Origin of the sequence: Isoptericola sp. NPDC060185, from assembly GCF_042728595.1 — a bacterium.
In the GTDB taxonomy this organism is placed as follows: domain Bacteria; phylum Actinomycetota; class Actinomycetes; order Actinomycetales; family Cellulomonadaceae; genus Isoptericola.
In genome coordinates, this window is the sequence record NZ_JBHWYY010000031.1 from 1 (window position 1) to 23698 (window position 23698).

General features: G+C 74.2%; 18 protein-coding genes and 2 tRNA genes. 13 read left to right on the forward strand and 7 right to left on the reverse strand.

The genetic code is table 11. The annotated features are described in order from the left end of the window. Nucleotides 1-61: 61 nt before the first annotated feature. Nucleotides 62-1228 (reverse strand): xylose isomerase, encoded by a 1167-nt coding sequence (xylA, locus tag ACFWDO_RS11870; RefSeq protein ID WP_380317014.1) that lies wholly within the window; start codon nt 1226-1228, stop codon nt 62-64. Nucleotides 1229-1353: 125 nt separating this feature from the next. On the opposite strand from xylA, the gene ACFWDO_RS11875 reads away from it, so the two are divergent. The 5 genes from ACFWDO_RS11875 to ACFWDO_RS11895 all read left to right on the forward strand — a co-directional run bounded on the left by ACFWDO_RS11875 (nt 1354) and on the right by ACFWDO_RS11895 (nt 6338). After that, nucleotides 1354-2583 carry an ROK family protein gene (locus ACFWDO_RS11875; protein WP_380317017.1) on the forward strand — a complete coding sequence of 410 codons (1230 nt, stop codon included), beginning with the start codon at nt 1354-1356 and terminating at the stop codon, nt 2581-2583. Nucleotides 2584-2665: 82 nt separating this feature from the next. Continuing rightward, nucleotides 2666-2738, forward strand: a tRNA-Arg gene (locus ACFWDO_RS11880). Nucleotides 2739-2801: 63 nt separating this feature from the next. Beyond that, nucleotides 2802-4232 carry an RNA-guided endonuclease TnpB family protein gene (locus ACFWDO_RS11885; protein WP_380317020.1) on the forward strand — a complete coding sequence of 477 codons (1431 nt, stop codon included), beginning with the start codon at nt 2802-2804 and terminating at the stop codon, nt 4230-4232. Next, on the forward strand, nt 4195-5775 hold the full coding sequence (locus tag ACFWDO_RS11890) for a hypothetical protein (protein WP_380317023.1): 1581 nt from the start codon (nt 4195-4197) through the stop codon (nt 5773-5775). The genes ACFWDO_RS11885 and ACFWDO_RS11890 overlap by 38 nt, the downstream gene beginning before the upstream one ends. Nucleotides 5776-5810: 35 nt before the next feature. Continuing rightward, nucleotides 5811-6338, forward strand: a complete 528-nt coding sequence (locus ACFWDO_RS11895; RefSeq protein ID WP_380317026.1) for a DinB family protein — start codon at nt 5811-5813, stop codon at nt 6336-6338. 57 nt (nt 6339-6395) lie between these two features. On the opposite strand, the gene ACFWDO_RS11900 is transcribed toward ACFWDO_RS11895, so the two are convergent. Continuing rightward, nucleotides 6396-7640, reverse strand: a complete 1245-nt coding sequence (locus ACFWDO_RS11900) for an MFS transporter (RefSeq protein WP_380317029.1) — start codon at nt 7638-7640, stop codon at nt 6396-6398. A 626-nt stretch (nt 7641-8266) separates the two neighbouring features. Between ACFWDO_RS11900 and ACFWDO_RS11905 the strand changes: the two genes are divergently transcribed. Beyond that, nucleotides 8267-12598, forward strand: coding sequence for a hypothetical protein (locus tag ACFWDO_RS11905; RefSeq protein ID WP_380317087.1), 4332 nt, complete (start codon nt 8267-8269; stop codon nt 12596-12598). Between the two features lie 49 nt (nt 12599-12647). Next, nucleotides 12648-12866, forward strand: coding sequence for a hypothetical protein (locus tag ACFWDO_RS11910; protein WP_380317032.1), 219 nt, complete (start codon nt 12648-12650; stop codon nt 12864-12866). A 147-nt stretch (nt 12867-13013) separates the two neighbouring features. Here the strand turns inward: ACFWDO_RS11910 and mscL are convergent, their stop codons facing one another. The 3 genes from mscL to ACFWDO_RS11925 form a co-directional block, all read right to left on the reverse strand. Beyond that, entirely contained in the window at nt 13014-13445 is a 432-nt protein-coding gene (gene mscL / locus ACFWDO_RS11915) for a large conductance mechanosensitive channel protein MscL (protein ID WP_380317035.1), read from the reverse strand. A 170-nt stretch (nt 13446-13615) separates the two neighbouring features. Next, the gene (locus tag ACFWDO_RS11920; RefSeq protein ID WP_380317038.1) at nt 13616-14389 is read right to left on the reverse strand and encodes an SAF domain-containing protein; all 774 of its coding nucleotides are present in this window, start codon (nt 14387-14389) and stop codon (nt 13616-13618) included. A gap of 119 nt (nt 14390-14508) precedes the next feature. Beyond that, the gene (locus ACFWDO_RS11925) at nt 14509-14841 is read right to left on the reverse strand and encodes an FmdB family zinc ribbon protein (protein WP_380317041.1); all 333 of its coding nucleotides are present in this window, start codon (nt 14839-14841) and stop codon (nt 14509-14511) included. A 103-nt stretch (nt 14842-14944) separates the two neighbouring features. On the opposite strand from ACFWDO_RS11925, the gene ACFWDO_RS11930 reads away from it, so the two are divergent. Continuing rightward, entirely contained in the window at nt 14945-17662 is a 2718-nt protein-coding gene (locus tag ACFWDO_RS11930) for a penicillin acylase family protein (RefSeq protein ID WP_380317044.1), read from the forward strand. 49 nt (nt 17663-17711) lie between these two features. Here the strand turns inward: ACFWDO_RS11930 and ACFWDO_RS11935 are convergent, their stop codons facing one another. Then, nucleotides 17712-18374, reverse strand: a complete 663-nt coding sequence (locus ACFWDO_RS11935; RefSeq protein WP_380317047.1) for a 5-formyltetrahydrofolate cyclo-ligase — start codon at nt 18372-18374, stop codon at nt 17712-17714. A gap of 111 nt (nt 18375-18485) precedes the next feature. Here ACFWDO_RS11935 and ACFWDO_RS11940 point away from each other — a divergent pair, with 111 nt between their 5' ends. The 5 genes from ACFWDO_RS11940 (at nt 18486) to xerC (ending at nt 22496) form a co-directional block, all read left to right on the forward strand. After that, on the forward strand, nt 18486-19127 hold the full coding sequence (locus ACFWDO_RS11940) for a GNAT family N-acetyltransferase (RefSeq protein ID WP_380317050.1): 642 nt from the start codon (nt 18486-18488) through the stop codon (nt 19125-19127). An 81-nt stretch (nt 19128-19208) separates the two neighbouring features. After that, nucleotides 19209-20486 (forward strand): hypothetical protein, encoded by a 1278-nt coding sequence (locus tag ACFWDO_RS11945; RefSeq protein ID WP_380317053.1) that lies wholly within the window; start codon nt 19209-19211, stop codon nt 20484-20486. A 50-nt stretch (nt 20487-20536) separates the two neighbouring features. Further along, nucleotides 20537-20609: transfer RNA gene (locus ACFWDO_RS11950), tRNA-Ala, on the forward strand. 217 nt (nt 20610-20826) lie between these two features. Next, the gene (locus ACFWDO_RS11955; protein ID WP_380317056.1) at nt 20827-21048 is read left to right on the forward strand and encodes a helix-turn-helix transcriptional regulator; all 222 of its coding nucleotides are present in this window, start codon (nt 20827-20829) and stop codon (nt 21046-21048) included. 5 nt (nt 21049-21053) lie between these two features. Next, a complete protein-coding gene (gene xerC / locus ACFWDO_RS11960; protein ID WP_380317059.1) occupies nt 21054-22496 on the forward strand; it encodes a tyrosine recombinase XerC in 1443 nt (480 codons plus the stop codon). Here the strand turns inward: xerC and ACFWDO_RS11965 are convergent, their stop codons facing one another. After that, the gene (locus ACFWDO_RS11965) at nt 22497-23513 is read right to left on the reverse strand and encodes a ParB N-terminal domain-containing protein (protein WP_380317061.1); all 1017 of its coding nucleotides are present in this window, start codon (nt 23511-23513) and stop codon (nt 22497-22499) included. Nucleotides 23514-23698 lie beyond the last annotated feature (185 nt).

A 23698-nucleotide genomic window follows, 5' to 3' on the forward strand; every position in this document is an offset into this window, starting at 1 on the left:
ATTCGTGACCGAATCGGGGCCGAACGCCCGCTCACAGCACCCGGCTGGGTGGGTGGTTCGCTCAGCCGATGAGGTGCTGGAGCGCGAGCTGGTGCAGGCGCACCAGGCCGTAGTCGCGCTCGGCGACGGCGTCGACGTCCAGGTCCTCGTAGGCCGAGCGGTCGGCGAGGAACGCGTCGAACGACTCGCCCGCGCCGAGGGTCGGCTCGTTCAGCTCGAAGATGCCGGCGTGCTCGAACGCCTTCTGCACCTCGGGGTCCTCGCGGTAGGCCTTCGCCTTGGCCGCGAGCATGTCGTAGGTCGCCATGTTCGCCTTCGCCGACTCCCACACGCCGTCGAGGTACTCGGTGCGGCTGGGCTTGTAGTCGAAGTGGCGCGGGCCCTCGTAGCGCGGGCCGCCGTTGGGGAAGCCGTTCTCGAGCAGGTCCACCGTGAAGAACGCGCTCAGCAGGTCGCCGTGGCCGAAGACGAGGTCCTGGTCGTAGCGGGGCCCGTGCTGGCCGTTGAGGTCGATGTGGAACAGCTTGCCCGCGTACAGAGCCAGCGCGAGGCCGTGCGTGTAGTTGAGGCCCGCCATCTGCTCGTGGCCCGTCTCCGGGTTGAGGCCCACGATGTCGCCGTGCTCGAGCGTGTCGATGAGGGCGATCGCGTGGCCGATGGTCGGCACGAAGATGTCGCCGCGGGGCTCGTTGGGCTTGGGCTCCAGCGCGATGCGCAGGTCGTAGCCCTTCTCCTTGATGTAGGCGGCGACGGTGTCGATGCCCTCCGCGTAGCGGGCGTGCGCGGAGTGCAGGTCCTTGGAGTTGTCGTACTCCGTGCCCTCGCGACCGCCCCACATGACGAACGTCGAGGCGCCCATCTCGGCGGCCAGGTCGACGTTGGTGAGCACCTTGCGCAGGCCGTAGCGGCGCACCGCGCGGTTGTTCGAGGTGAACGCGCCGTCCTTGAAGATCGGGTGCGTGAAGGTGTTGGTGGTGACCATCTCGCAGACGAGGCCGGTCTCCTGGGACGCCTTCTTCACGGCGTCGATGTGCTTCTGGCGCTCCGCGCCCTCGCCGCCGAACGGGAAGACGTCGTTGTCGTGGAACGTGAAGCCCCAGGCGCCGAGGTCGGCCAGCTTGCGGATCGACTCCGCGGGGTCCAGGTCGGGGCGGGTGGCGGTGCCGAACGGGTCGGCGGCCGGCCAGCCCACGGTCCACAGGCCGAACGAGTACTTGATGTCGCTCACGGGGTTCTCCTCGTCGAGTCGTGTGTCGATGGTGGCCGGAACGTCGTGCCGGGCCTTCCGCCGCGTCCGTGCGGCGTTTTGTTGTACGGCTGAACTATTGCGCGTCGCTGGGCTAGAGTCAACACGTGCCAGCCACTTCGACGACGACGCCCGAGCGGGTCCCTCGCGTGCCCGACGGCGCCGCCGCCTCGCGCCAGCACACCCTGCGGGAGCGAAACCTCCGCCTCGTCGCCGGGGCCGTCTTCGGCGCCGACCGGCCGCCGTCGCGCGCCGACGTCGCCGCCGCCACCGGACTCACGCGGGCCACCGTCTCGACCCTCGTCGACCGGCTCGTGGCCGGCGGCCTGCTTGCCGAGCTGCCGCCCGTCGTCGCGCAGCGGGCCGGTCGTCCCGCCGTCCCGCTCGTGCCCGCCGGCCGCACCGTCGTCGGGCTCGGGCTCGAGGTGAACGTCGACTACCTCGGCGTCCGCGCGCTCGACCTCGTGGGCGACGTCGTGGCCGAGCGTGTCGTCACCGGCTCCCTGCACGACTCCGACCCGCGCGACGTGCTGGCGCGCCTGCGCGGGCTCGCCGTCGACGTCGTCACCGAGGTCGAGGCCGGCGGCATGCGCGTCGCCGGCGCGCGCCTCGCGCTGCCCGGCCTCGTCGACGTGCGCGGGGCGCGGCTGGAGGTGGCGCCCAACCTGGGCTGGTCGTCCGTCGAGCCCGTCCCCGAGCTGGACCTGCGTACCGGCAGCGGGGAGCCGCTCGACGTCGAGGTGGCCAACGAGGCCAAGCTCGCCGCCCTCGCCGAGCTCGCCGGCGAGGTGCCGCCGTCGTTCCTCTACGTCTCCGGCGACGTCGGGGTCGGCGCGGGGATCGTCGTGGACCGGCAGCTCTTCCTCGGCGAGCGCGGCTGGAACGGCGAGATCGGGCACGTCGTCGTCGACCCCGCCGGCCCGCGCTGCTCGTGCGGCGCCACCGGCTGCCTGGAGCAGTACGCCGGCAAGGAGGTGCTGCTGCGCGGCGCCGGCCTGCCGTCCTCGGCCCCCGTGCACGCGATCGTCGACCTGCTCCGCGCCGGCGACGCCGCCGCCCTCGACACCGTCCGCCGCGCCGGACGGGCGCTGGGCTCCGCGCTGGCCACCTTCGTCAACCTCGTCGACGTCTCCACCGTCGTGCTCGGCGGCGCGTACGCCGAGCTGTTCGGCTGGGTCGGGCACGTGGTCGCCGGCGTCGTCGAGGAGCGCGCGCTCGCCGCGCCGTTCGCGCCGGTGGACGTCCGCCCCGCCGCCGCCGGCCCGCACGCCGCCCTCACCGGCGGCGCGCGCGAGGTGCTGCGGTCGGTGGTCGCCGATCCGGCCGGTTGGGTCTGATTCAGGCCGACGGTCCACCGGCCGCTAGGCTTGTGCACGTCGAGGCCCCGGGTCTGGACGATCGGTCGCCTTCGGTGGCCGCGCCTGCGTAGCTCAGTGGATAGAGCAACCGCCTCCTAAGCGGTAGGTCGCGCGTTCGAGTCGCGCCGCGGGCACCTTGCTCGAAGAGCTCCGTCACGCTCCCGCTCTGTGTCGGTGGTGTGCGGGACAGTCGTTCGATGGCGCGGTTTGCGACGTTCCGATTCTGCCTCGACCCGACGGTCGAGCAGATCGCTGCGCTCGAGCGGCACGTCGGAGCCTCGCGGTTCGCCTACAACCAGTGCTTGCGGATGGTCTTCGACGCCCGCCGGGCCAAGGAGTCCGGCGCGCCGGTGAAGGTGCCGCGCACGGGCTACGACCTCGTCAACGGCTTCAACAGGTGGAAGAAGTCGGCGGCCGCCGGACGGGTCTTCGCCGTCGACGGCGCGGGTGTCGCTTCCGTGAGCGAGACGGGACTTCGCTGGCGCCACGAGGTCTTCCAGCAGGTCTTCGAGGAGGCGGCCGTCGACCTCGGGCGCGGGCTCGCGGCATGGTCGGAGTCGCGGCGGGGCGAGCGAGCCGGAGCCCCGGTCGCCCACCCCCGCTTCAAGAAGAAGGGGACGGCAAGGCCGTCGTTCCGCATCCGGAACCAGTTCCCCAAGGCCGGGAAGCCGGCGATCCGCGTGGGGGGCGACGACCACCCGAGGTCGGTGCGCGTCCCCGGCGTCGGGGTGATGCGTGTCCGCGAGGACACGCGCCGGCTCCGGCGCATGGTCGCCAGGGGACGGGCACGGATCCTCTTCGCGACCGTCACTCGGGGGCGCGGTCGATGGTGGGTGTCATTGAACGTCGAGGCAGCCGACCTGCACCCGGCCCGACAGCACGCGGAGCCCGAGGCCGCCACGCCGTGGGTGGGCGTCGACCTCGGTCTCGCGTCGCTCGTGGTCGCGGCGCGGAGCGACGGGACGGAGGTCGACCGCATCGACGAATGGCCGCGCACGCTCACCGTCACCGCGCGCCGCCAGCGTCACCTGCATCGTGCCGTGACCCGTAAGAAGCCCGGCTCCAGGAAGCGACGCAAGGCGGCCGACCGGCTCGGTCGCTACTACTTCCGGACGGCGGAGATCCGTCGCCGGCACGCACACGAGGTCTCGAACCGGTTGGTCAAGAACCACGCCCGGCTGGTCATCGAGCACCTTGACGTCCGCGGGATGCTCGTCCGCAACCCGAACCTCGCGAGGGCGATCCACGACGTCGGCTGGGGGCTCGTCCGGCGCCAGATCGCCTACAAGCAGGAGTGGCGCGGCGGGGAGCTGGCCGTCGCCGACCGGTGGTTCCCGTCCACGAAGACGTGCTCCGGATGCGGCGCGGTCCGGGACATGGGCGGAGTTGCCCTGCGGACCTACGTCTGCCGCGTCTGCGGCCTGATGATCGATCGCGACCGCAACGCCGCGATCAACCTCGCCGTCTGGGCCGAGCTGCACCACGGTGCGGATGCCCAGGCCCGGGACCTTCACGCAGAGGGCCCGGACATCAAAGCCCGCCGATGGGAACGCACTGGCCGCCGCCTCCGCAGCGGTGAAACGGACCCAGGTGACGTGGGAACCGACGCCTGGACCTTGCCGGTCTGAGCGAAGGACGCCCGAGAAGGGCGGTGCCAGCAGGAGTCGCACGCTGAAAGACCAAGGACGCTGGCTCGCGGCAAAGAGGGGGTCGTGGGGTCCCCGGGTGAAGTTCGTTCGTGTCGGGACGCTCCGTGATGCCCCGTTGAGAGCCCTGGGCTACGGTCCGGAAAAGTCCGTCGACAGCAACGGAGCTGGCGTCATGACCGAGGAACAACCCTGGCACGAGGCGCGACTGATCCCGACGTCGGGCATCAACGGAGCCGACGAGCAGGAGCGCCGGGCGACGTCGGCGCTGCTCGCCGTCATGGTCGCCGTGCGCGAGTTCGGCCGCGCCCTGACGAAGCCGTTCGGCGCCCCTGCGGGGCAGGTGGAGGCCTTCATCGAGGTCCCCTTCATGCTCGGCGAGAGGCGGCTGTATCCGGACGGGCTCGTCCGGGTGAGGCGTGGGCAGAAGTCCTGGACCGCCCTGATCGAGGTCAAGACGGGGCGCAACGAGCTCGCCCGCGACCAGATCGAGAACTACCTGGACATCGCGCGGCAGCAGGGGTTCGACGCGGTCGTCACCATCTCGAACGAGATCCCCCCGGTCGTCGGGCAGCACCCGACCAAGGTCGACAAGCGCCGCCTGCGGAAGGTCGAGCTCCATCACCTGTCGTGGACCAAGGTGCTGGCTGAGGCGGTCATGCAGAAGGAGTTCCGCGGCGTCGCGGATCCGGACCAGGCATGGATCCTCGGCGAGCTGGTGCGGTACCTGGAGCACCCACGGTCCGGCGCGTTGGAGTTCGAGGACATGGGTGAGAGCTGGGTCGCGGTCCGCGACGCGGTGCGCACCGGGACGTTGCGGCCGAACGACAGGGGCGTCGAGGGGGTCGCTGCCCGGTTCGACGCGCTGCTGCGCTTCGCGAGCCTCGAGCTGGGCCGCACTCTGGGCGCTGAGGTGGCCACCGTCGTGTCACGGAAGGAGCAGGCCGATCCCGCACTGCGGACCCAGGGGCTGGTGTCTTCCCTGGTGGACGGCGGTGTACTGAGCGGTTCGATCCGCATCCCCGACACCGTCGGGGACCTGGTCGTGACGGCGGACCTCCGGGCCCGGACGATCACCTGCCACGTGGACGTGGACGCGCCGCGCGAAGGTCGGCCGGCGACACGCGTGCGGTGGCTGGTGCGTCAGCTCAAGAACGCGCCGGACGCTGTGCGGGTCGAGACGTTCGTCGCTCACGCCCGAGGCTCGGCGGCAGCCGAGCTGCTCCGCGACGTGCGCGACGATCCGACGCGGCTCGTCGTCGACCCCAAGAAGGAACTGCGTTCGTTCCGCGTCGCGATGGCGGCGCCGATGGGGGCCAAGCGGGGGCGCGGACAGGGCGGCTTCATCGACTCCGCGCTCGACGTCGTCGACGCGTTCTATGCCGAGGTGATGCAGCATCTCAAGGCCTGGTCTGCGGCTCCTCCCAAGGTGCGGCCCGTTCCCGACGACGACGCCGAGGCACGTGCCGGGGAGCCGCTCGTGTCGACCTCGTTGTCCTCCCAGGACGGGATCGAGCACGACTGACCGAGGGTGTATCCACCCCGTCCTAGGCTCACCACATGCCACCACTCGACGTCGAACCGCGCCTGGACTCCGCGGACCCGGCGGCGCAGTTCGCCGCCTACCTCGACTACTACCGCGCCGTCGTGGCGCGCAAGGTCGAGGGGCTGACGGACGCGCAGCTGCGGAGCAGCCTGCTGCCGTCGGGGTGGACGCCGCTGGAGATGGTGTCCCACCTGGCGCACATGGAGCGCCGCTGGTTCGTGTGGGGCTTCCTGGGCGAGCAGGTGGACCGGCCGTGGGGCGACAACGCGGACGACGCCCCGGAGGGCCCGTGGTGCGTCCCCGACGGCGTCGGCCGCGACGACCTTGTCGCCGCACTTCACGCCGCCGGTGAGCGGACGCGTGCCGTCCTGGCGAGCCACGACGTCGCCGAGCGGGCCGCCGTCGGCGGGCGGTTCACGACCGACGACGGCACCCCGCCCACGCTGCTGTGGATCTGCTTCCACGTGCTGCAGGAGTACGCGCGGCACGCCGGTCACCTCGACATCGCACGGGAGCTCGCCGACGGCTCGACGGGGGAGTAGCCCGAACTACCTCGCGCGGAACCGGACTACCTCGCCAGGATCCGGACCACCTCGCGGTCAGTCGGCCTGGGCGTGCGCGATGTGCGCGAGCTGGCGCCACACGAGCGCGAGCGTCAGGCCTGCGCCGACGAAGCCGAACCACATCGGCGCGGTGAGGCCCCAGTGCTCGGCCAGGACGCCGCCGACGGCGTTGCCCACGACGATGCCGCCGAACACGCACATCATGTAGGCCGACCCGACGCGGCCCTGGAACCGGGTGGGGGTGGCGCGCTGGCGCACGGTGTTGGACACGGTGCCCCAGACGAACGAGTACGCGCCGAAGACGAACAGGATCACCATGGCGACCCAGCCGGTCGTCGCGAGGGCGAGCGCGAGGTGGAACAGCACCTCGAGCGTCAGGCACACCTTCATCAGGGTGGCGAGCGAGTACCGCCGCTCGAGCCTGCCGTAGGAGAACGTGCCGATCAGCCCGCCGACGGCGGCGGCCGTGGTGAGCAGCCCGTAGCCGACGGGGCCCATCTGCAGGTAGTCCAGCGAGTACTTCACGAGGATGCCCCAGGGGGCGGCCCACGTGGCGTTGAAGACGAGGATCACGAGGGCGAGCGTGCGGACCGGCGGGTTCGTCCAGATCCAGCGCAGCCCCTCGGCGATGTCGTGGCGCACCTTGCGGCGCTCGCCGTCGAGGCGCGCACCGGGAGCGGGTGGCACGGGCGTCAGGACCACCTTGCTCACGAGCAGCACGGCGAGCACCACGGTGAGGACCTGCACGGCGAAGGGCCACGCGGCGCCGGCGGCGAAGAGCGCGGCGCCCAGCGGCGGCCCGACCAGCTGGTTCGCGGTGAGGAACCCGGCCTGCAGGCGCGAGTTGCCGATGCCGAGGTCGGCGGGGCGCACCAGCATCGGCAGCAGGGTCTGGGAGGTGGTGTCCGCGAAGACCTCGGCCACGCCCATGAGGAGCATCGCGGCGAGGACGACGCCGATGTTCACGTGCCCGGTCACGATGACGACGCACAGGGCGGCGACGACGACGGCACGCAGCAGGTTGGCGACGATGACGAGCCGGCGGCGGTCGAGCCGGTCGGCGAGCACACCGGCCCAGAGGCCGAAGATCAACCAGGGCAGGCGCTGCAGCATGGCGGCGAGCGCGACGAGGATGGCGGAGCTGGTCTGCGACGCGACCAGCAGGGGGCCCGCCGCGAGCGCGACGCCGTCGCCGATGTTGCTCACCCAGGACGCGGACATCAGCCACCGGAACCCGGTGCCCATGCGCGCGGGCGCGACCGCCTCGACCACTCGTCTCACGGGCGACCAGCCTAGGTGCCCGGGGCCGGGCGTCCGCCTCAGATCTTCCTCACATGGGTTGCGAGGTTCGCCCTCCTCGCATATTGACGGCATCGGCGGCGGGCGGCACACTCTCGGTGACGGCGCGCATCGCCCGCCCCCTGCGCGGTGCGCGCTGTCCCTTGCCGGGCCGAGCCCGGCCCGACGCCCCTTCGGACCCCCCGCCGAGGGGGCGTCTACGTGCCCGCCGGTCGCGACCGACCAGTCGCGGCGGCCCGGCTCCGGCGCCTGCTCCCGCCGTTCCCCGGCGCGCCGAGCCCGGACCGAGGGGTCGGCCGTTCTACCGTGCTGGCGTGAGAGCCGCCCGACGATCCACCGCCACGACCGCGGTCGACCCCTCCGCCGGGGCCCCCGCCGCGCCGGCCACGTCCTCCGGGACGGGCCAGGACGGCGACGGTCCCCAGGGCGCAGGAGCCGACACCCCCGACGCCGCGCGCGGGGGCCACGACCAGCAGCACGACGCCGGCCCGGGGGACCGCCCGTCGGGCTCCGGGCCGCACGCGCGGCGGTCGGGCGAGAGCGCGTCGTCCGCGGCGGCCGCGGCCGTCGAGACGGCGACCCGCCGCTGGCGCGCCTCCCTCGTCGACATGGTCGGCGGCTCCTCCCTGTCGGACGTCGGCCTGCTCGGCGAGGCCATCGTCGACCTGTCCAAGGCGCACCCCAACGGCGTCGCGGGGCTGTTCGCCGGCCGCCCGACGCGCCTGTCGAACCTGGTGCGCGAGGGCGAGGCGCTCCCCGCGGCCCGTCGCCGCGCCCGCGCCGTCGCGGCCCGCGCCGCGGAGCACGCGTCGCGCTACGGCGTCGCGCCCACGTACCTCGCGATCGGTGTGGCCACGTGGGTGGAGCACGACGACGAGCCGGAGGTCCCCTTCGGGGGCGGTGGGCCGCAGCGGCACGACGTCGCCGCGCTCGCCCGGGTCGCGTCGTCGGGCGCGACGGCGGCCGTCACCGCCGAGGCGGGCGAGGCGCTCGACGACGACGCGACCGCGGACGACGGAGCCGGGGGAGCCGCGGAGGCAGGGGCCGACGCGTCCGGCGCCGCGGGCGCCGAGGAGACGACCGGCTTCGCCGACATCGACACCGGCGAGGGCCCCGCGCTGACGACGTCGATCCCGGTCGTGTCGATGGCGTCGCGGGAGCGGTCCGCCGCGCCGCGCGCCACGCCGCCGGACCCCGACGAGGCCCCGCCGGCCGGCCGCGTGGTGCACGCGCCCGTGGTGCTGCGGCCCGTCACGCTGACGCCGCGCGGGGACGGCGGCGCCGACTACGACCTCACGCTGGAGCCGACGGTCGAGATCAACCCCGTGGTGGCGCGCACGCTGCGCGCGCACGGGGCGCTGCTGGACCCGGCGGCCCTGGCCCGCGCGACCTTCACCCTGGCCGGGTTCGACCCGACCGACGTGCTGGCCCGCGTGGCCGCGCTCGGCGAGGCCGTGCTCGAGGACTTCCAGCTCGACCGACGGGTGCTGGTGGGCACCTTCGTGCACCCCGGGCAGGCGCTGGTCGACGACCTCGACCAGCTCTCGCCGTCGCTGCACCGGCACGAGGTCGTGGCCGCGCTCGCCGGGGTCGACGACGCCGCGCAGCGACTGGCCGCGCTGGACCTCCCGGCCGTGCGCCGCGGCGACGCCGACCCGACGCGCGAGCGGGGAGTCGGCGACCTGGACCCGCAGCAGCGTTCCGTGCTGGACGCGCTCGCCACGGGCGGGCACCTGTTCGTCGACGCGCCCGTCGGGTCGGACGTCGCGGGCACGCTCGCGGCCGTGGTCGGCGAGGCGACCGCCGCGGGCCGGTCCGTGCTCTACGTGACGGGGCACCGCCGGGCGGCCGACCGGCTGGCGCTGCAGCTCGACGGGCTGGGTCTGGAGAGCCTGCTGCTCGACGTGCCGCCGTACCCGACGTGGCGCGAGGACGTGACGCGGCGTCTGCTGTCCGCGATGGCGAGCGAGCCGGAGCAGGTGGACGTGGACGGCGCCGCGCGGGTGCGTGACGCGCTGATCGGCACCCGCTCCCAGCTCACGGGCTACATCGAGGCCCTGCACCAGCCTCGCTCGCCGTGGCAGGTCTCCGCCTACGACGCGCTGCAGGCGCTCGCGCGCCTCACGTCCGAGCGGCCGGCGCCGTCGACCACCGTGCGGCTCGCGTCGGAGTCGGTGCTGGCGCTCACCCCGGAGCGGCGCCGCGAGATCTCGGCCGGCCTGGAGCGCGCGGCCGCGCTCGGCGCGTTCACGCTGCGGCCGTCGTCGACCCCCTGGTACGGGGCGCACCTGCTCACGGACGACGACGCGCAGCAGGCGCTGGTGCGGGTGGAGCGGCTGCGCGACGTCACGCTGCCGCAGCTGCGCCGCCAGCTCGCGTACACGGGCGAGGTCACGGGCCTGACGACGCCGACGACGGTGCGCGGCTGGGGCGAGCAGCTCGCGATGCTCGGCGGCATGCGCAGCACCCTCGACCTGTTCCACCCGATGGTTTTCGAGCGCACGGCCGCCGACCTCGTGCAGGCGACGGCGTCCCGGCGCTGGCGGGCCGAGCACGGCATCGAGATGGGCTGGTTCGCGCGCCGGCGGCTGCGCAAGCGCGCCAAGGACATGGTGCGCCCCGGGGTGCGGGTGCCGAACCTGCACGAGGCGCTGGTGCAGGTGCAGGAGCAGCGCGACGTGTGGGCCGAGCACGCCCGCCGCGGCGGGTGGCCCACCCTCCCTGAGGGGCTCGCGTCGATCGAGGACACGTACGAGGCGGTGCGCATCGACCTCGAGGCGCTCGAGCCCGTGCTGGCCCCGACCACGCTGGGCGGCCACCTGTCCGAGCTCGACCTCGACGGGCTCGCCGAGCGGCTCCAGCGCCTCGCCGGTGCCGCGGACACGCTCGCGACGCTGCCGGAGCGCACCCGCCTGCTGCGCGAGTCCCGGACGGCGGGCGTCGGCGACCTGGTGGACGACCTCACCGACCGGCGGGTGCCGGGCGACCTCGTGGGGGCGGAGCTGGAGCTCGCCTGGTGGTCGTCCGTCTTCGAGCAGCTTCTCGCCGCCGACCCGGTCCTCGCCGGGCAGGACGGCGTGGGGCTCGACGCGCTCGCCCGCCGCTTCCGCGACCTCGACCGCGAGCACCTGGCGGCGCTGTCCCAGCCGGTGCGGGTCGCCGCACGGGCCCACCTCGGTGCCGCGATGCGGGAGGACCGCGACTCCGCGGAGGCGCTGTTCACCGAGCTCATGGAGGGCCGGATGACGACCCTGCGGGACGTCGCCGAACGGCACGGGGACGTGCTGCGGCGCCTGCGTCCGGCGCTGGTCGCCACGCCCACCCTGGTGCCGCACCTGCTGCCCGAGCACCGCACGGCGGACGTCGTCATCCTCGATGCGGTCCAGCACGTGCCCACGGAGGTCGTGGTGCCCGCGATCGCGCGCGGCCGTCAGATCGTGGTGGTCGGGGACCCGCGCTCGGCATCGGGCACCAGCGTGCACGAGCTGGCCGCCCTGCTGCCCACGGTCACGCTGCAGCCGCACGAGAACAGCCGCGACCCCGAGCTGACCCGGCTGCTCGCCGCGCACGGCTACGAGGGCCTGCTGCGGCCGGCACCGCTGCCGCGCGCGGAGGCGCTCGTGCACCTGGACGTGGTGGACGGCACGGGCATGCCCGACCCGGTCTCGGGCAGCGTCGAGAGCACGCAGGCCGAGGTGGACCGCGTGGTCGAGGTCGCCATCGAGCACGCCCTGACCCGCCCGGAGGAGACGTTCGCCGTCGTCACGGTGACGGCCGCGCACGCCGACCGGGTGCGCGAGGCGCTGCTCGCCGAGGTGCGCGCCAACCCCGCGCTCGCGCCGTTCTTCTCGGGCTCGCGGCCCGAGCCCGTCGTCGTCGCCGACATCACCGGCGTGGCCGGGCTGTCCCGGGACACCGTGCTGCTGTCCGTCGGCTTCGGCCGCACCCCGCACGGCCGCGTGCTGCACCGCTTCGGCGTGCTGGGCGAGGCCGGGGGAGAGGCCATGCTGGTCGGCGCACTGGGCGCCACCCGCAAGCGGCTGCACGTCGTGTCCTGCTTCCGGGCCGACGCCCTCGACCCCGAGCGGCTGCGCGGCGCCGGCCCGCGGCTGCTGGTCGAGACGCTGGACCTCGCCGAGCGGCGCTCCGGCGTCGCCGACCAGGTGCGCCTCGGCAACGGCGTCGACGTCGGCCGCGCCCCCGACCGGCTCCTGGTCGACCTGGGCGAGCGGCTCTGGAAGCTCGGCTACCTCGTCGAGACCGACTACGGCGCCCCGGACGGCGACCGCATCCCCCTCGTCGTGGGGCACCCGGACCTGCCGGGCGAGCTGCTCGTCGCCGTGCTGACCGACGACGCCGCGTACGTGGCCGAGCCGTCCGTGCGCGTGCGGGACCGGCAGCTCGCCGAACGGCTCGAGCGGCTGGGGTGGGTCGTGACGCAGGTCTGGTCCGCCGCCGCGTTCCTCGACCCGGACGGCGAGGCCGACCGCGTGCGCCGGCTCGTCCAGCGGGTGCGCGACGAGCGCATCGGCACCGCCGGCGGCGTCGTGCCGCCGCGGGAGGTCGTCGTGCCGGTGCTGCCGGACGAGGACGAGCCGGCGGTCGACGTCGCCCCGGCCGTCGAGGTCGTCGACGTCGCGCCGGAAGACGACGCCGAGGCCGTCGACGCAGCGATCGTCGATGCCGCGGCCGTCGATGCCGCGGCCGTCGACGCCGTGGGCTCTGCCGCCGTCGAAGCGGCGGCCGAGGAGGCCGGGCTGGTGACGGACGACGCCGCGGGCGACGTCACGGTCGACGAGGTCGAGGCCACGACGGAGGGCGCCGGGGTCGCGCCGGACGACGCCGCGGTGGCTCAGGACGGCGCCGAGGCAGGCCCGGAGGACATCGGGGTGGCCACGGACAAGGAGACTGCGAAGGACGACGGGTCGCCCGAGGCCTGACCGTGCGGGGCGCGGCGGCCCGCTGCACGGCGTGACGGACAATGGCCGGGTGAACGATTCCCCCGAGCGGGCCGCCACGCCGTCCGGCGCCGAGCCGGACGAGACCGCGCCGAGCACGGCCGCCCCGCGCCGCAGGCGTCGCCGCGTGGTGCGTCAGGGCACGGAGCGGGAGACGGTCATGGGCCAGACCTCCGACGACCGCGGCGGGCACGACGACAACGACGACCGGCTGCTGCGGGACGTCCCACCGCACTGGGGTCGCCGCTGACGCCGGCACCGACGCCGGCGCCGACGCCACCGACGCTGACGCCGCCGACGCTGACGCCGCCGCCGCTGACGCTGACGCCGCTGACGCTGACGCCGCCGACGCTGACGCCGCCGACGCTGACGCCGCCGTGTGTGGCGTCCCGGGACGTCAGTGCCGCGCGGGCCCGGCCTGCGCGGCGAGGAGGTCGCGGATCTCCTGCAGCAGCACGGTGTCCTGGGCCAGCGGCTCCGGCTCCTCCACCTGGCCGCGGGCGCGGCGCTCGGCGAGCTTGTTCAGCGGCAGGACGATCGCGAAGTACAGCGCGGCCGCGATGATGAGGAAGTTGAGGACGGCGTCGAGGAAGCCTCCGATGGACATCACGGACGCCGCGACGTCGCCGTGCTCGGGTCGGAGCGTGATGTCCCACAGGTTCGTCAGGTCGGGCTTGCCGAAGATCGCGCCGATGATCGGGTTGAGGATGTTGTCGACCATGGCGGTGACGACGGCTGTGAACGCCCCGCCGATGATGATGCCGACGGCGAGGTCGACCACGCTGCCGCGCATGATGAATTCCTTGAAGCCTGCAAGCATGCTCTTCATGTGATGCCCCCTGGTGGTGCGGACGCGCCGGGAGAACCCGGCGGCTGACGGTCGCCGATTCTCGCGGGCGAGTCCCGGCGCCGCAACGGCGGGGCGGGTGTGTCACGGCGACGGCGCACGTGACAGGGCTCACCTCGCCCGGCTCACTCACCCGGCTCAGCGCACCCGACTCACCTCACCAGGACGGCGCCGACGGTGCCCCCGCCCGACGCGGCGGACAGCCCCGGCGCCTCGTCCTCGGACACGGCCACGAGCGTGACGTCGATGCCGTCGGACGCCCCCACGGGGCCGCCGAGGAGGCCACCGCCGGCGTCGGTCGCAGCTCCCGCAGCGGGGCGGGGGAGCACGAGGGCCCGCCGTGCGAGATACGGCGCGGGATCGCCATCTGCGTCGCTATTGAGGTCGGTGCGCGACCCGCCGCCGGCCTCGCCCGCCCGCACGAGGTCGACCCGGTCGCCGGGGCGCAGCCAGCCGGCGGCGGTGGCGTCGAGGCGGACCGGCACGACGACCGTGCCGACCGGCGCCTGGGCCACGACACCGCCGCCGGGAAGCAGCTCGGCGCGCAGCGGGAGCCCGGCGGGCAGGGCGGTGGCGGGCGCGCGGCCGACGAGGTCGGCGGGGGAGGCGACGGCGCCCTCGGGGGCGAGGGCTGCGGCCACGGGGACGGTGGTGAGGTCGGCCGCGGACACCGGCTCGCCGGCGGGCAGCTCGCGCACGGGGACCACGACGTCGACGGAGGGCGGCGGCGCGGGACGCACCGCCTGGACGACGGCGACGGCCGCGAACCCGCAGCACACGGCGGCCAGGACGAAGCGGGATCGCCAGAGGGCGGCGCGCAGGCGGCGCAGGGCGCGGCGGCCGGGCGGGGAGCCGCGGTCACGGGGACCGGCGGGCTCGTCGGAGCGGCGTCGGGAGGGGCGGGTCAGCATGTCGGGCAGCGGCATGGCGGCGACGCTAGGTCCCCGTCGTGCGCCCGCCCTGACCCGTCGGCGCGCCTGTGGACGACCGACCCCTGGGGGCAGCGCTCAGGCCAGCGCCCCGGTGCCGGCGTCCTCGCGACGGGTCAGGAGGACGCGGCCTTGGAGGCGCCCGACGACGACGAGCTCGACGAGGAGCCGCTCGACGACGAGCTGCCGGACGACGAGGACGACGACGACCCGGACGACTCCTTGCCCGCCGACACGGTGCTGGAGGAGGTGCCGGTGCTCTTGCCCGACCCGGAGCGCGAGTCCGTGCGGTAGAACCCCGACCCCTTGAAGGTGACGCCGACGGAGCCGTACTGCTTGCGCAGCGCGCCGCCGCACTCGGGGCAGACGGTGAGCGAGTCGTCGGTGAACGCCTGGTGGACGTCGAAGGCGTGGCCGCAGTCGGCACACCGGTACGCGTAGGTGGGCACGTGATCTCCTCGGGGCGGACGCCGGCACCTGCCGCGGGACGCGGGATGCTGGCACTCAGGTGATGCGAGTGCCAATCATACGCCGGACGGTAGTCTCGCCTGCGTGTCAGCGACCGCCACCCCTGCAGCACCCGGAAGCCCGTCCGAGCCGGACCCCTCGTCGGACGGTACGGAGAACGAGGAGACGGGGCCCCGTCCGGCCCGGCGCTCGCGGCTCCGCAGCGCCGTCGCCGGTGTCGCGGTCGTCGTCGTGCTGGCGCTCGTGGCCACCACCGTCTTCACCGTCGTGACGCTGCGGCGCCCCCTGCCGGACCACGAGGGCACGCAGCAGGTGCCGGGCCTCACCTCCGCCGTCGAGGTGCGCCGCGACGCGCAGGACGTGCCGCAGGTCTACGCGGACACCCCGGAGGACCTGTTCCAGGCGCAGGGCTACCTGCAGGCGCAGGACCGCTTCTTCGAGATGGACTACCGCCGGCACGTGACGGCCGGGCGGCTGGCGGAGCTCGTCGGCGACGTCCCGGAGGCGATCGAGGCCGACAAGGTGACGCGCACCTTCGGCTGGCGCCGGGTGGCGGAGCAGGAGTGGCACGACATCTCCGACGAGTCCCGGGAGTACCTCCAGGCGTACGCGCAGGGCGTGAACGCCTACCTCGACGGGCGCGACGCGGAGGAGCTCGGCGTCGAGTACACCGTGCTGGGCGCGACGGTGGACGTGCAGGAGCCGGAGCCGTGGGACCCGGTGGACTCGCTCGCCTGGCTCAAGGCGATGGCCTGGGACCTGCGCGGCAACTACGACAGCGAGCTCGACCGCGCCCTCGCCTACAGCACCCTCGGCGAGACGGACCTGGTCGACGAGCTGTTCCCGGACTACGACGCCAGCGGCAACCACCCCGTGCTGCGCAACCGCGACCTGGCGAACCGGGTCACCGGCGACGCCTCGCAGGAGGGCGGCCCGGCGTCGGACGCCGAGCTCACGTCCGCCCTCACCGGGCGCACCACGGGCGCCGGTGCGGCGACGGACGCGCTGGGCTCCGCCGTCGACTCCGCCCGCAGCGCGCTCGACGCGGTCCCGGTGCTGGTGGGCCGCGGCGACGCGGCGGGCTCCAACTCGTGGGTCGTCTCGGGCGACCACACGGCGTCCGGCAAGCCGATGCTCGCCAACGACCCGCACCTGGCGCTCTCCGCGCCGGGCATCTGGTCGCAGGTGGGCCTGCACTGCAACCAGGTGAGCGACGCGTGCCCCTTCGACGTCGCGGGCTTCTCGTTCGCGGGCTTCCCCGGCGTGATCATCGGCCACAACGGCGACCTCGCCTGGGGCCTGACCAACATGGGCGCCGACGTCACCGACTTCTTCATCGAGCGGGTGCGCGGCGACACCTGGCTCAAGGACGGCGATGCCGAGGACTGGGAGCAGCTCGACGTCCGCAAGGAGACCATCCGCGTGGCGGGCGGCAAGCCCGTCGACCTCACCGTGCGCAGCACCGAGCACGGCCCGATCGTCTCGGACGTGCTCGACGTCGGCGACGTCGTGGGCGCGCCCACGCAGGAGGGCACCGAGTTCGGGGAGTACGCCGTCGCGCTGCAGTGGACGGCGCTGCAGCCGGGCCGCACCGCCGACGCCGTCTTCGCGTTCGACACGGCCAAGGACGCCAAGGACATCCGCGCCGCCGCCGCGCTGTTCGAGGTGCCGGCGCAGAGCATCGTCTTCGCCACCACCGACGGGCACATCGGCTACCAGGCGCCCGGCCGCATCCCCGTGCGCGCCAAGGTCAAGGGCCCGGTGCCGTCCGGCGGCACGTGGCCCCGGCCCGGCTGGGACCCGCGCTACGACTGGAAGGGTTGGGTGGACCCGGACGACATGCCCCGCGCCCTCGACCCGCAGGAGGGCTTCGTCGTCGCGGCCAACCAGGCCGTGCTGCGCAGCGGCACCCAGCCGTACCTCGCGGACGACTGGGACTACGGCTACCGCTCCGAGCGCATCCGCACCCTGCTGACGGAGCAGATCGCGACGGGCCGCCCCTTCACCGTCGAGGACATGAACCGCATCCAGAACGACGACTGGTCGGCGTTCGCGGAGGCCCTCGTGCCGGCGCTGCTGGACATCGACCTCGACGACTCGTACGTCGCGGCCGGGCAGGACCTGCTCGCCGACTGGGACTACCGGATGGACGCCGACTCGCCCGCCGCCGCGTACTTCGCCGCCGTGTGGCGCAACCTTCTGCAGGAGGCGTTCTGGGACGACCTGCCCACGAGCATGCGGCCCGACGGCGGCTCGCAGTGGCTCGTCGTCGTGACGTCGATGCTGGACCGCTCCGACGACAAGTTCTGGGACGACCGCACCACCGCGAACGTGGTCGAGTCCCGTGACGAGATCCTCACGCGCGCCCTCATCAGCGCGCGGCGCGACCTCACGGTCGAGCTGTCCAAGGAGCCGTCCGACTGGGACTGGGGCACGCTGCACACCCTGCGCCTCGAGCACCCGGTGCTCGGCGGCGCGGGCGTGCCGAGCCTCGTGCGCGACCTCGTGAACCCGGACCCGGTGAAGATGCCGGGCGGCTCGTCCATCGTCAACGCGACGGGGTGGGACGCCGGCACCGGCAGCTTCGCGGTGACGACCGGGCCGTCCATGCGGATGGTCGTGGACATGGCCGACCTGGACGCCTCCACGTGGGTCACCGTCACCGGCACCTCGGGGCACCCGGCGTCGTCGCACTACGACGACCAGCTCGACGAGTGGGCCGCCGGCGAGACGTTCGACTGGCCGTTCTCCCGCGAGGCGGTCGAGGAGTCCGCGGAGACGCGCGCCACGCTCGTGCCCTGACTCCGCGAGGTAGCTCGAGCGTCGGCGAGGTAGTTCGTCGAAACTCGAGCTACCTCGCGGTACGGGCGACCTCCAGCCAGCCCTCGGGGGTGACGACGGCGTGCACGGGCACGTCGTGCTCCTCGGCGGGCAGCGGCTGCTCGGCCGAGTCGTAGACCTCCTCGGGGAAGACGAGCGCGACGACGGGCACGCCCGGGCGGCGCATCTTCAGGAGGCGGTCGTACCAGCCGCCGCCCTGCCCCAGCCGCACCCCGCGGTCGTCGACGGCGAGCGCGGGGGCGACGACGACGTCGGCCCGGGCGATGGCCTCGGCGCCCAGCGTGGGACCGCTCGGCTCCGGCGGGCGCCCGGGGGCGCGCTCCAGCAGGTCCTCGGGGCCGGCGTACCAGGCCCAGTCGCGCGCGAGGCCCGCCCCGAGGACGGGCAGCAGCACCTGGGCGCCCCGGGCGGCGAGCTGCTCCAGCAGGGGCTGCGTGCCGGGCTCGGTGGGGCGGGAGACGTAGGTGGCGACCACGCCGGCGTCGCGCACGGCGGGCACGGTGGCGAGGACGTCGGCGAGGGCCCGCGCGGCCTCGTCGCGGAGGCGGGGGGAGCGCTCGGCGCGGTGGGCGCGGATGGCCCGCCGGAGCTCCTCCTTGGCGTCCTCGACCTCCATCCCGGCGACGACGGGGTACGGCCGGTGTGCTCTCGATCCCTTGCGGTCGCCGTGCATGGGGCCATTGTGGCAGGGTCCCGTCGGGGGAGTCCCGGCGCGCGCCGGTGACGCCGAGAACGGCACGGGCGATCGGGCGCGGGCCGGAGCGTCGGGACGGAACGAGGTGGCATGACGCACAAGCTCGCCCGCGGCTGGACGGTGTCGCGGCCGTGGCCCGTGACGCTGCGCGAGGACGGCCCGACGGGCGCCGTCGTGCTGCGCCCGCTGCGCCGCAAGGACGGCCCGGAGTGGTTGCGCCTGCGCGCCCGCAACGCGGGCTGGCTCGAGCCGTGGGAGGCGACGTCGCCGGGGGAGCGGCCCGCCGCGTCGACGTTCGGCGACTACCTGCGCGTGCTGTCCGCCCAGGCCCGCGCGGGCACGACGCTGCCCTTCGCCGTCGAGCTGGACGGCGCGCTCGTCGGTCAGCTCACCGTCTCCCAGATCGTCTACGGCTCGCTGTGCTCCGCGAGCATCGGGTACTGGGTGTCGCAGGACGTCGCGGGCCGGGGCGTCATCCCGACGGCCGTCGCGATGGCGGGGGACTACTGCCTCGCCGTGCTCGGCCTGCACCGCCTCGAGATCAACATCCGGCCCGAGAACGCGCCCAGCCTGCGGGTGGTGGCGAAGCTCGGCTTCCGCGACGAGGGGCTGCGCGAGCGGTACCTGCACATCCAGGGCACCTGGCGCGACCACCGCACGTTCGCCATCACCACCGAGGACGTCCCCGAGGGGCTCCTCGCCCGCTGGCAGCGCACCCGCGACGGCGACTGACGGGTCCCGACGAGTCCCGACCACGGACACGCCGCGGCGGCGTGCGTCCCCGGCGTCGCCACGTCCCCTACCGTCGCGTGTGTGGAAACGTCGGCGGCAGGACTCGCGGTGCTCGCGCTGTTCGTCCTGTGGCTGGGCTTCTGGGTGCCGCACCGGCTGCGGCACCGTCAGCAGCTGCTCGACGCGCGGATGGACGACCGGTTCTCCGGCGGGCTCCGGGTGCTGGCGGTGGCGGAGGCGGGCGGACCGCGCGGGGTGACGGCCCCGGCCGGCGGGTCGGTGCCGCTGCTGATGTCCGGCACGCCGTCGGACGGCGGACGAGGGGAGCGACCGATGGGTCTGGACGACGACGGGGGCGCGTCGCGCGCCCTGACGGACCCGCGCGCCGAGGCCCTGGCGCCGAGCCGGCCGCGCGAGTCGCGCCTCGCGATGCTCGAGCAGCGTGCCGCGCGGGCGCGCCGTCGGCTGCTGCTCACCGTCCTCCTGCTGCTGGTGACGGTCGCCGGGTGGGTCGTGGTGGGTCTCGGCCTGGTGACCTGGGTCGCCGGCGCGGTCCCGACGGCGCTGCTGCTCGGCGTCCTCGTGCTGGGCCGCGTCGCGGTGCTGCAGGCGCGGCGCGCCGACGCCCGCTGGGCGGCGGAGCGCAAGGCCGCGCGGCAGCAGGCGACGCAGGCGCGCGCCCTCGCGAACGGCGGCCCGCACGCCCCCCGCAACCGGCCCCGCGTCACCGGCCACGCCGTGCGCCCGTCGGCCACCCACACGCAGATGATCCCGCGCGTCGCGGCCCCGGCCGCGGCGTCCCCGCCCCGCCCCGCCCCGCGTGCCTCGTCTCGTGTCGCCGCCGGTGCGGTGGGCGCGCGCGACGAGGAGACCGCGGAGCCCGAGCCGGTCGTCTCCCGGGCCGCGCCGTCGTCCGGCCGGGTCGTCTTCGACGTGCGCGCCGACGAGGAGCCCGCGGAGCCCGAGCCCCTGGTGGTCGTGGACCCGGAGCCCGGCCCGGCGCCGCTGCCCGGCCCGCCGCCCGTCGGCAGCGAGCCGTGGGAGCCGGTCCCCGTGCCCCTGCCCACCTACGTCACGAAGCCCGCGGCGCCCCGCCGGGAGCCGCGCCCGCTCGTCGCGTCGTCCTCGACGGCGACCGGGCGGGCCGTGCCCGTCTCCGACCCCGCCCGCGTCGCCGCGCTCGCCGCGACCATGCAGGCGGCGCTCGGCCCGACGGCGACGCCCGCGGGCGCCGACGGGGCCCCCTCGACCGCCTCGCCGGCCGCCGACGCGGCCGCGCCCGAGGAGCCACGGCCCCGCACCGAGACCCTCGGCCTGCCGCTCGACGAGATCCTCGCGCGCCGTCGCGCCGCCGGCTGAGCCGATTTGGCGACCTGCGGTGACGGGGTGCTAATGTTGGCACCGCTCTCGGGGCTATGGCGCAGTTGGTAGCGCGTCTCGTTCGCAATGAGAAGGTCGGGGGTTCGAATCCCCCTAGCTCCACCGGCTGAGGACCGCTGACCACCAGGTCAGCGGTCCTCTTGTTTTCCCCGGGGCGCCCTGACGAAGGGCGAGAACGATGGAAATGCCACGCCTTGTGCCACGCGAAGGGCGCGGTTCGGAGACTGCGTCCGAGGACGATCCGGCGGTGAGGTACACCGGATCACACCTACGGGGCATGGAAGCCAACGATCCCGGGACCAACTTGTCCCATACCCCGATGTGGACGCTCGACGAGCTGTGCGAGAAGTTGCACACGACGCCGCGCGTCGTCCACGCCTGGCGCCGTCGCGGGACGGCGCCGAAGGCGTACAAGGTCGGCCGGCACCTGCTGTTCGACGAGAACGACATCGCGACCTGGCTGTCCGACCACGCGTCGGAGCGTCCTGGGAACCGAGCCGCCGCCGACGGCGTCGACGACGGCGACGGGTCGGGATGGTGATCGCGATGTCGGCGAGAAGGCTCAAGCCCGGCGAGCACGGGGAGATCTTCGTCTATCGGACCGGCGCCAAGTGGCGCGCCAAGGTGCGGGTGCGGCTGCTGGACGGCGACGACACACAGGTGTCGCGCAGCCGCGACTCTGCGGTCGAGGCGAGACTGGCGGTCCAGGCCGCGATCGTCGAACGGCTCGGCGCGGCACGGGGATCATCGGAGCTGCGTCCGGACTCCAAGGTGGGGCTGGCGTGCCGGCAGTGGGTGAACGAGATGCGGGCGCGTACCGCGTGGCCGAACCCGCCGGTGCTACCCCAGACCGTCGACGAGTACGAGCGGGTCCTGGGGAACCACGTCGTGCCGCACCTGGGCAAGCGGCGGCTGAATGAGCTGACCCCGGCGGCGTGCCAGCAGTGGCTGGACGGGGTCCTGGCTCGCGGCCGGGCCGGTGGGAAGCACGACATGCTCGCCACGGCCATCCAGGCGCGGGCCGCGCTGGTCGCCGTGCTCGACCGTGCGGTGATCCACGACGCGCTCCGGGACAACCCGGCCCGCAAGACGATCGCGCCGGCGAAGAAGAGGCCGGAGCCGGTGGCCATGTCCGCGCTCGACGTGGCGCGCCTGCGCAGGGCGACGCGCGACTGGCAGGCCTCGAGGCAGAGCCAGCCGGGCCCGAAGCCGACAGGGCACCTTCCGGCCGTGGTCGACGTCATGTTGGGCACCGGCCTACGGATCGGTGAGGTGATGGCGCTGCGATGGGGCGAGGTGAATCTGTCGCCGGACGGGCTGCCGACGATCGCGGTGACGGCCACCATGGTCGACATCAAGGGGCAGGGCACCGTGCGGCAGGAGCGGCCGAAGACCGACGCCGGCCAGCGTTCGATGATCGTGCCGCGGTTCACCGCCGAGGCCCTGGAGTCGATCCGCCCGGCGGTCACCAGCGCGGACATGCCGGTGTTCCCCTCACGGACGTTCCGCGACGGCCGCAACGTCGGCAGGCCGCAGACCCCGTCGAACCTGCGCCGGTCGCTGCGCGCGGCGCTGGCGGCGGCGCAGCTCAGCGGGGTGTACCCGCACCTGCTGCGCAAGACGGTGGCGACGGTCGTGGCTCGCAGGATGGGCGTCGCCGAGGCCGCGGCGCTGCTCGGTCACAAGATCGACGCCGGGGTGACCGGGCGTCACTACATCGAGCGGCTCCGTCTGGCGCCGGACACCTCCGCCGCGCTGCAGGAGATGGTCGAGATCGGCGAGGCGGAGCTGATGCGCCAGGAAGTCGGGGACGCGAGCGGCCTCGGTGGGGGACCTGTCGACGAGGTGCGGCGCTCGGCCGTCGCTGTGCCGGGGGCGCCCGTCGCCGCACCGGCCGGATGGGTCCAGCCGACGCTGCCTGACGACGCGGGGTGGAGGGTGGTAGTCCGCGACGTGCGGATGCGCGACCAGGCTCAACGCCCGTCGTGATCAGGCGCTCTTCGGCGCCGTTCCGCGACGTGTCTCGGTGGCGACCTCGAGGAAGACTCGGAGGGACTCGACCGTGCGATGGAGCGTCGCCCACGTGTCCTCGTCGAGGTGCGGGCCGACGACGGCGGGATCGAACCGGAGGATCGCCGAGGCGGCATCCAGCACCGACGAGAACTCGAGCGCGGACCTGCGTCCCTGGGCTGCTGTGACTGCTGGGTGGTGGGAGGCGCGGGTCGGTTTCTGCGCGTACTCCAGTTGTCCGCGCTGGTCGCTCTCGACGAGGGTTAGGTGCTCCGCCTCGTCGACGTCCGCGGGAGTGGCGTCGACGAGCGTGGAGGCCCACGACCGGTGCTTGCGCTCCGCGTCCTCCTCCGCCTGGCGGATCGCTGCCCTGATCCGGTTGACGGCCGGCGCGACCCCGGCGCCCTGTCGTAGCTCCTCGACCTCAGTGGAAGCGAGCTCGCGCACCGGCTTGGGAAGGTCGAAGTCCTTGGAGACGCCAAGCATCCAGTTGATCCGCTCCAGGCGGGTGTAGGACGCCGCGCCGGTGACCGTGTGAGCCGCGATACGCCGCACGTCTCCGGCGCCGCGCGGTGCCGCCGCGTGGGCGGCACCATCCGACCCACCGAACCGCGACGACTCCTGCCGCGCCCGGGCCTCCTCCGCGAGGACGTCCTTCAGCTCTGCGTAGAGGGCTGCCGCCTCGACCTGGTTCAGCGGCTCGCGCAGCGCGTTCTCGTCGCGCTCGGCCATCAGGATCGTCAGCCGGTCGGACAGTCCCGTGCGGATCCAGACCGGCACCGACCGCCACTTCAGCTGCCTCGCGGCCATGAGTCGGCGGTACCCGCACAGGAGCACGTTGCCGTCGGTGATCGTGATCGGCTGCAGCATCCCCACCTCGGAGATCGATGCTGCGAGGGCGTCCAGGTCGCCGAGGTCCTTGCGTTGCCGGTGCCCGACGACGATCCCGTGAATCGCGCACTTGGAGTGGAGATAGTTGTCGGACGGCCGGTTCATGGCGACGCCCCCGTGGTGGATCGGGACTGACGAACCTGAGGCTGTACGCGCCCCGGCCGGGCCGAACAGCGGATCCCGCACCAGCGGCGGGTGAGTCACAGCGTTGTGCTTTCCCACGATCGTGCGCTCGGCTCGTCCGCAACGTCAAGGGCCGGATGCCGCGCCGCGGCGACCGCACGCCCGGT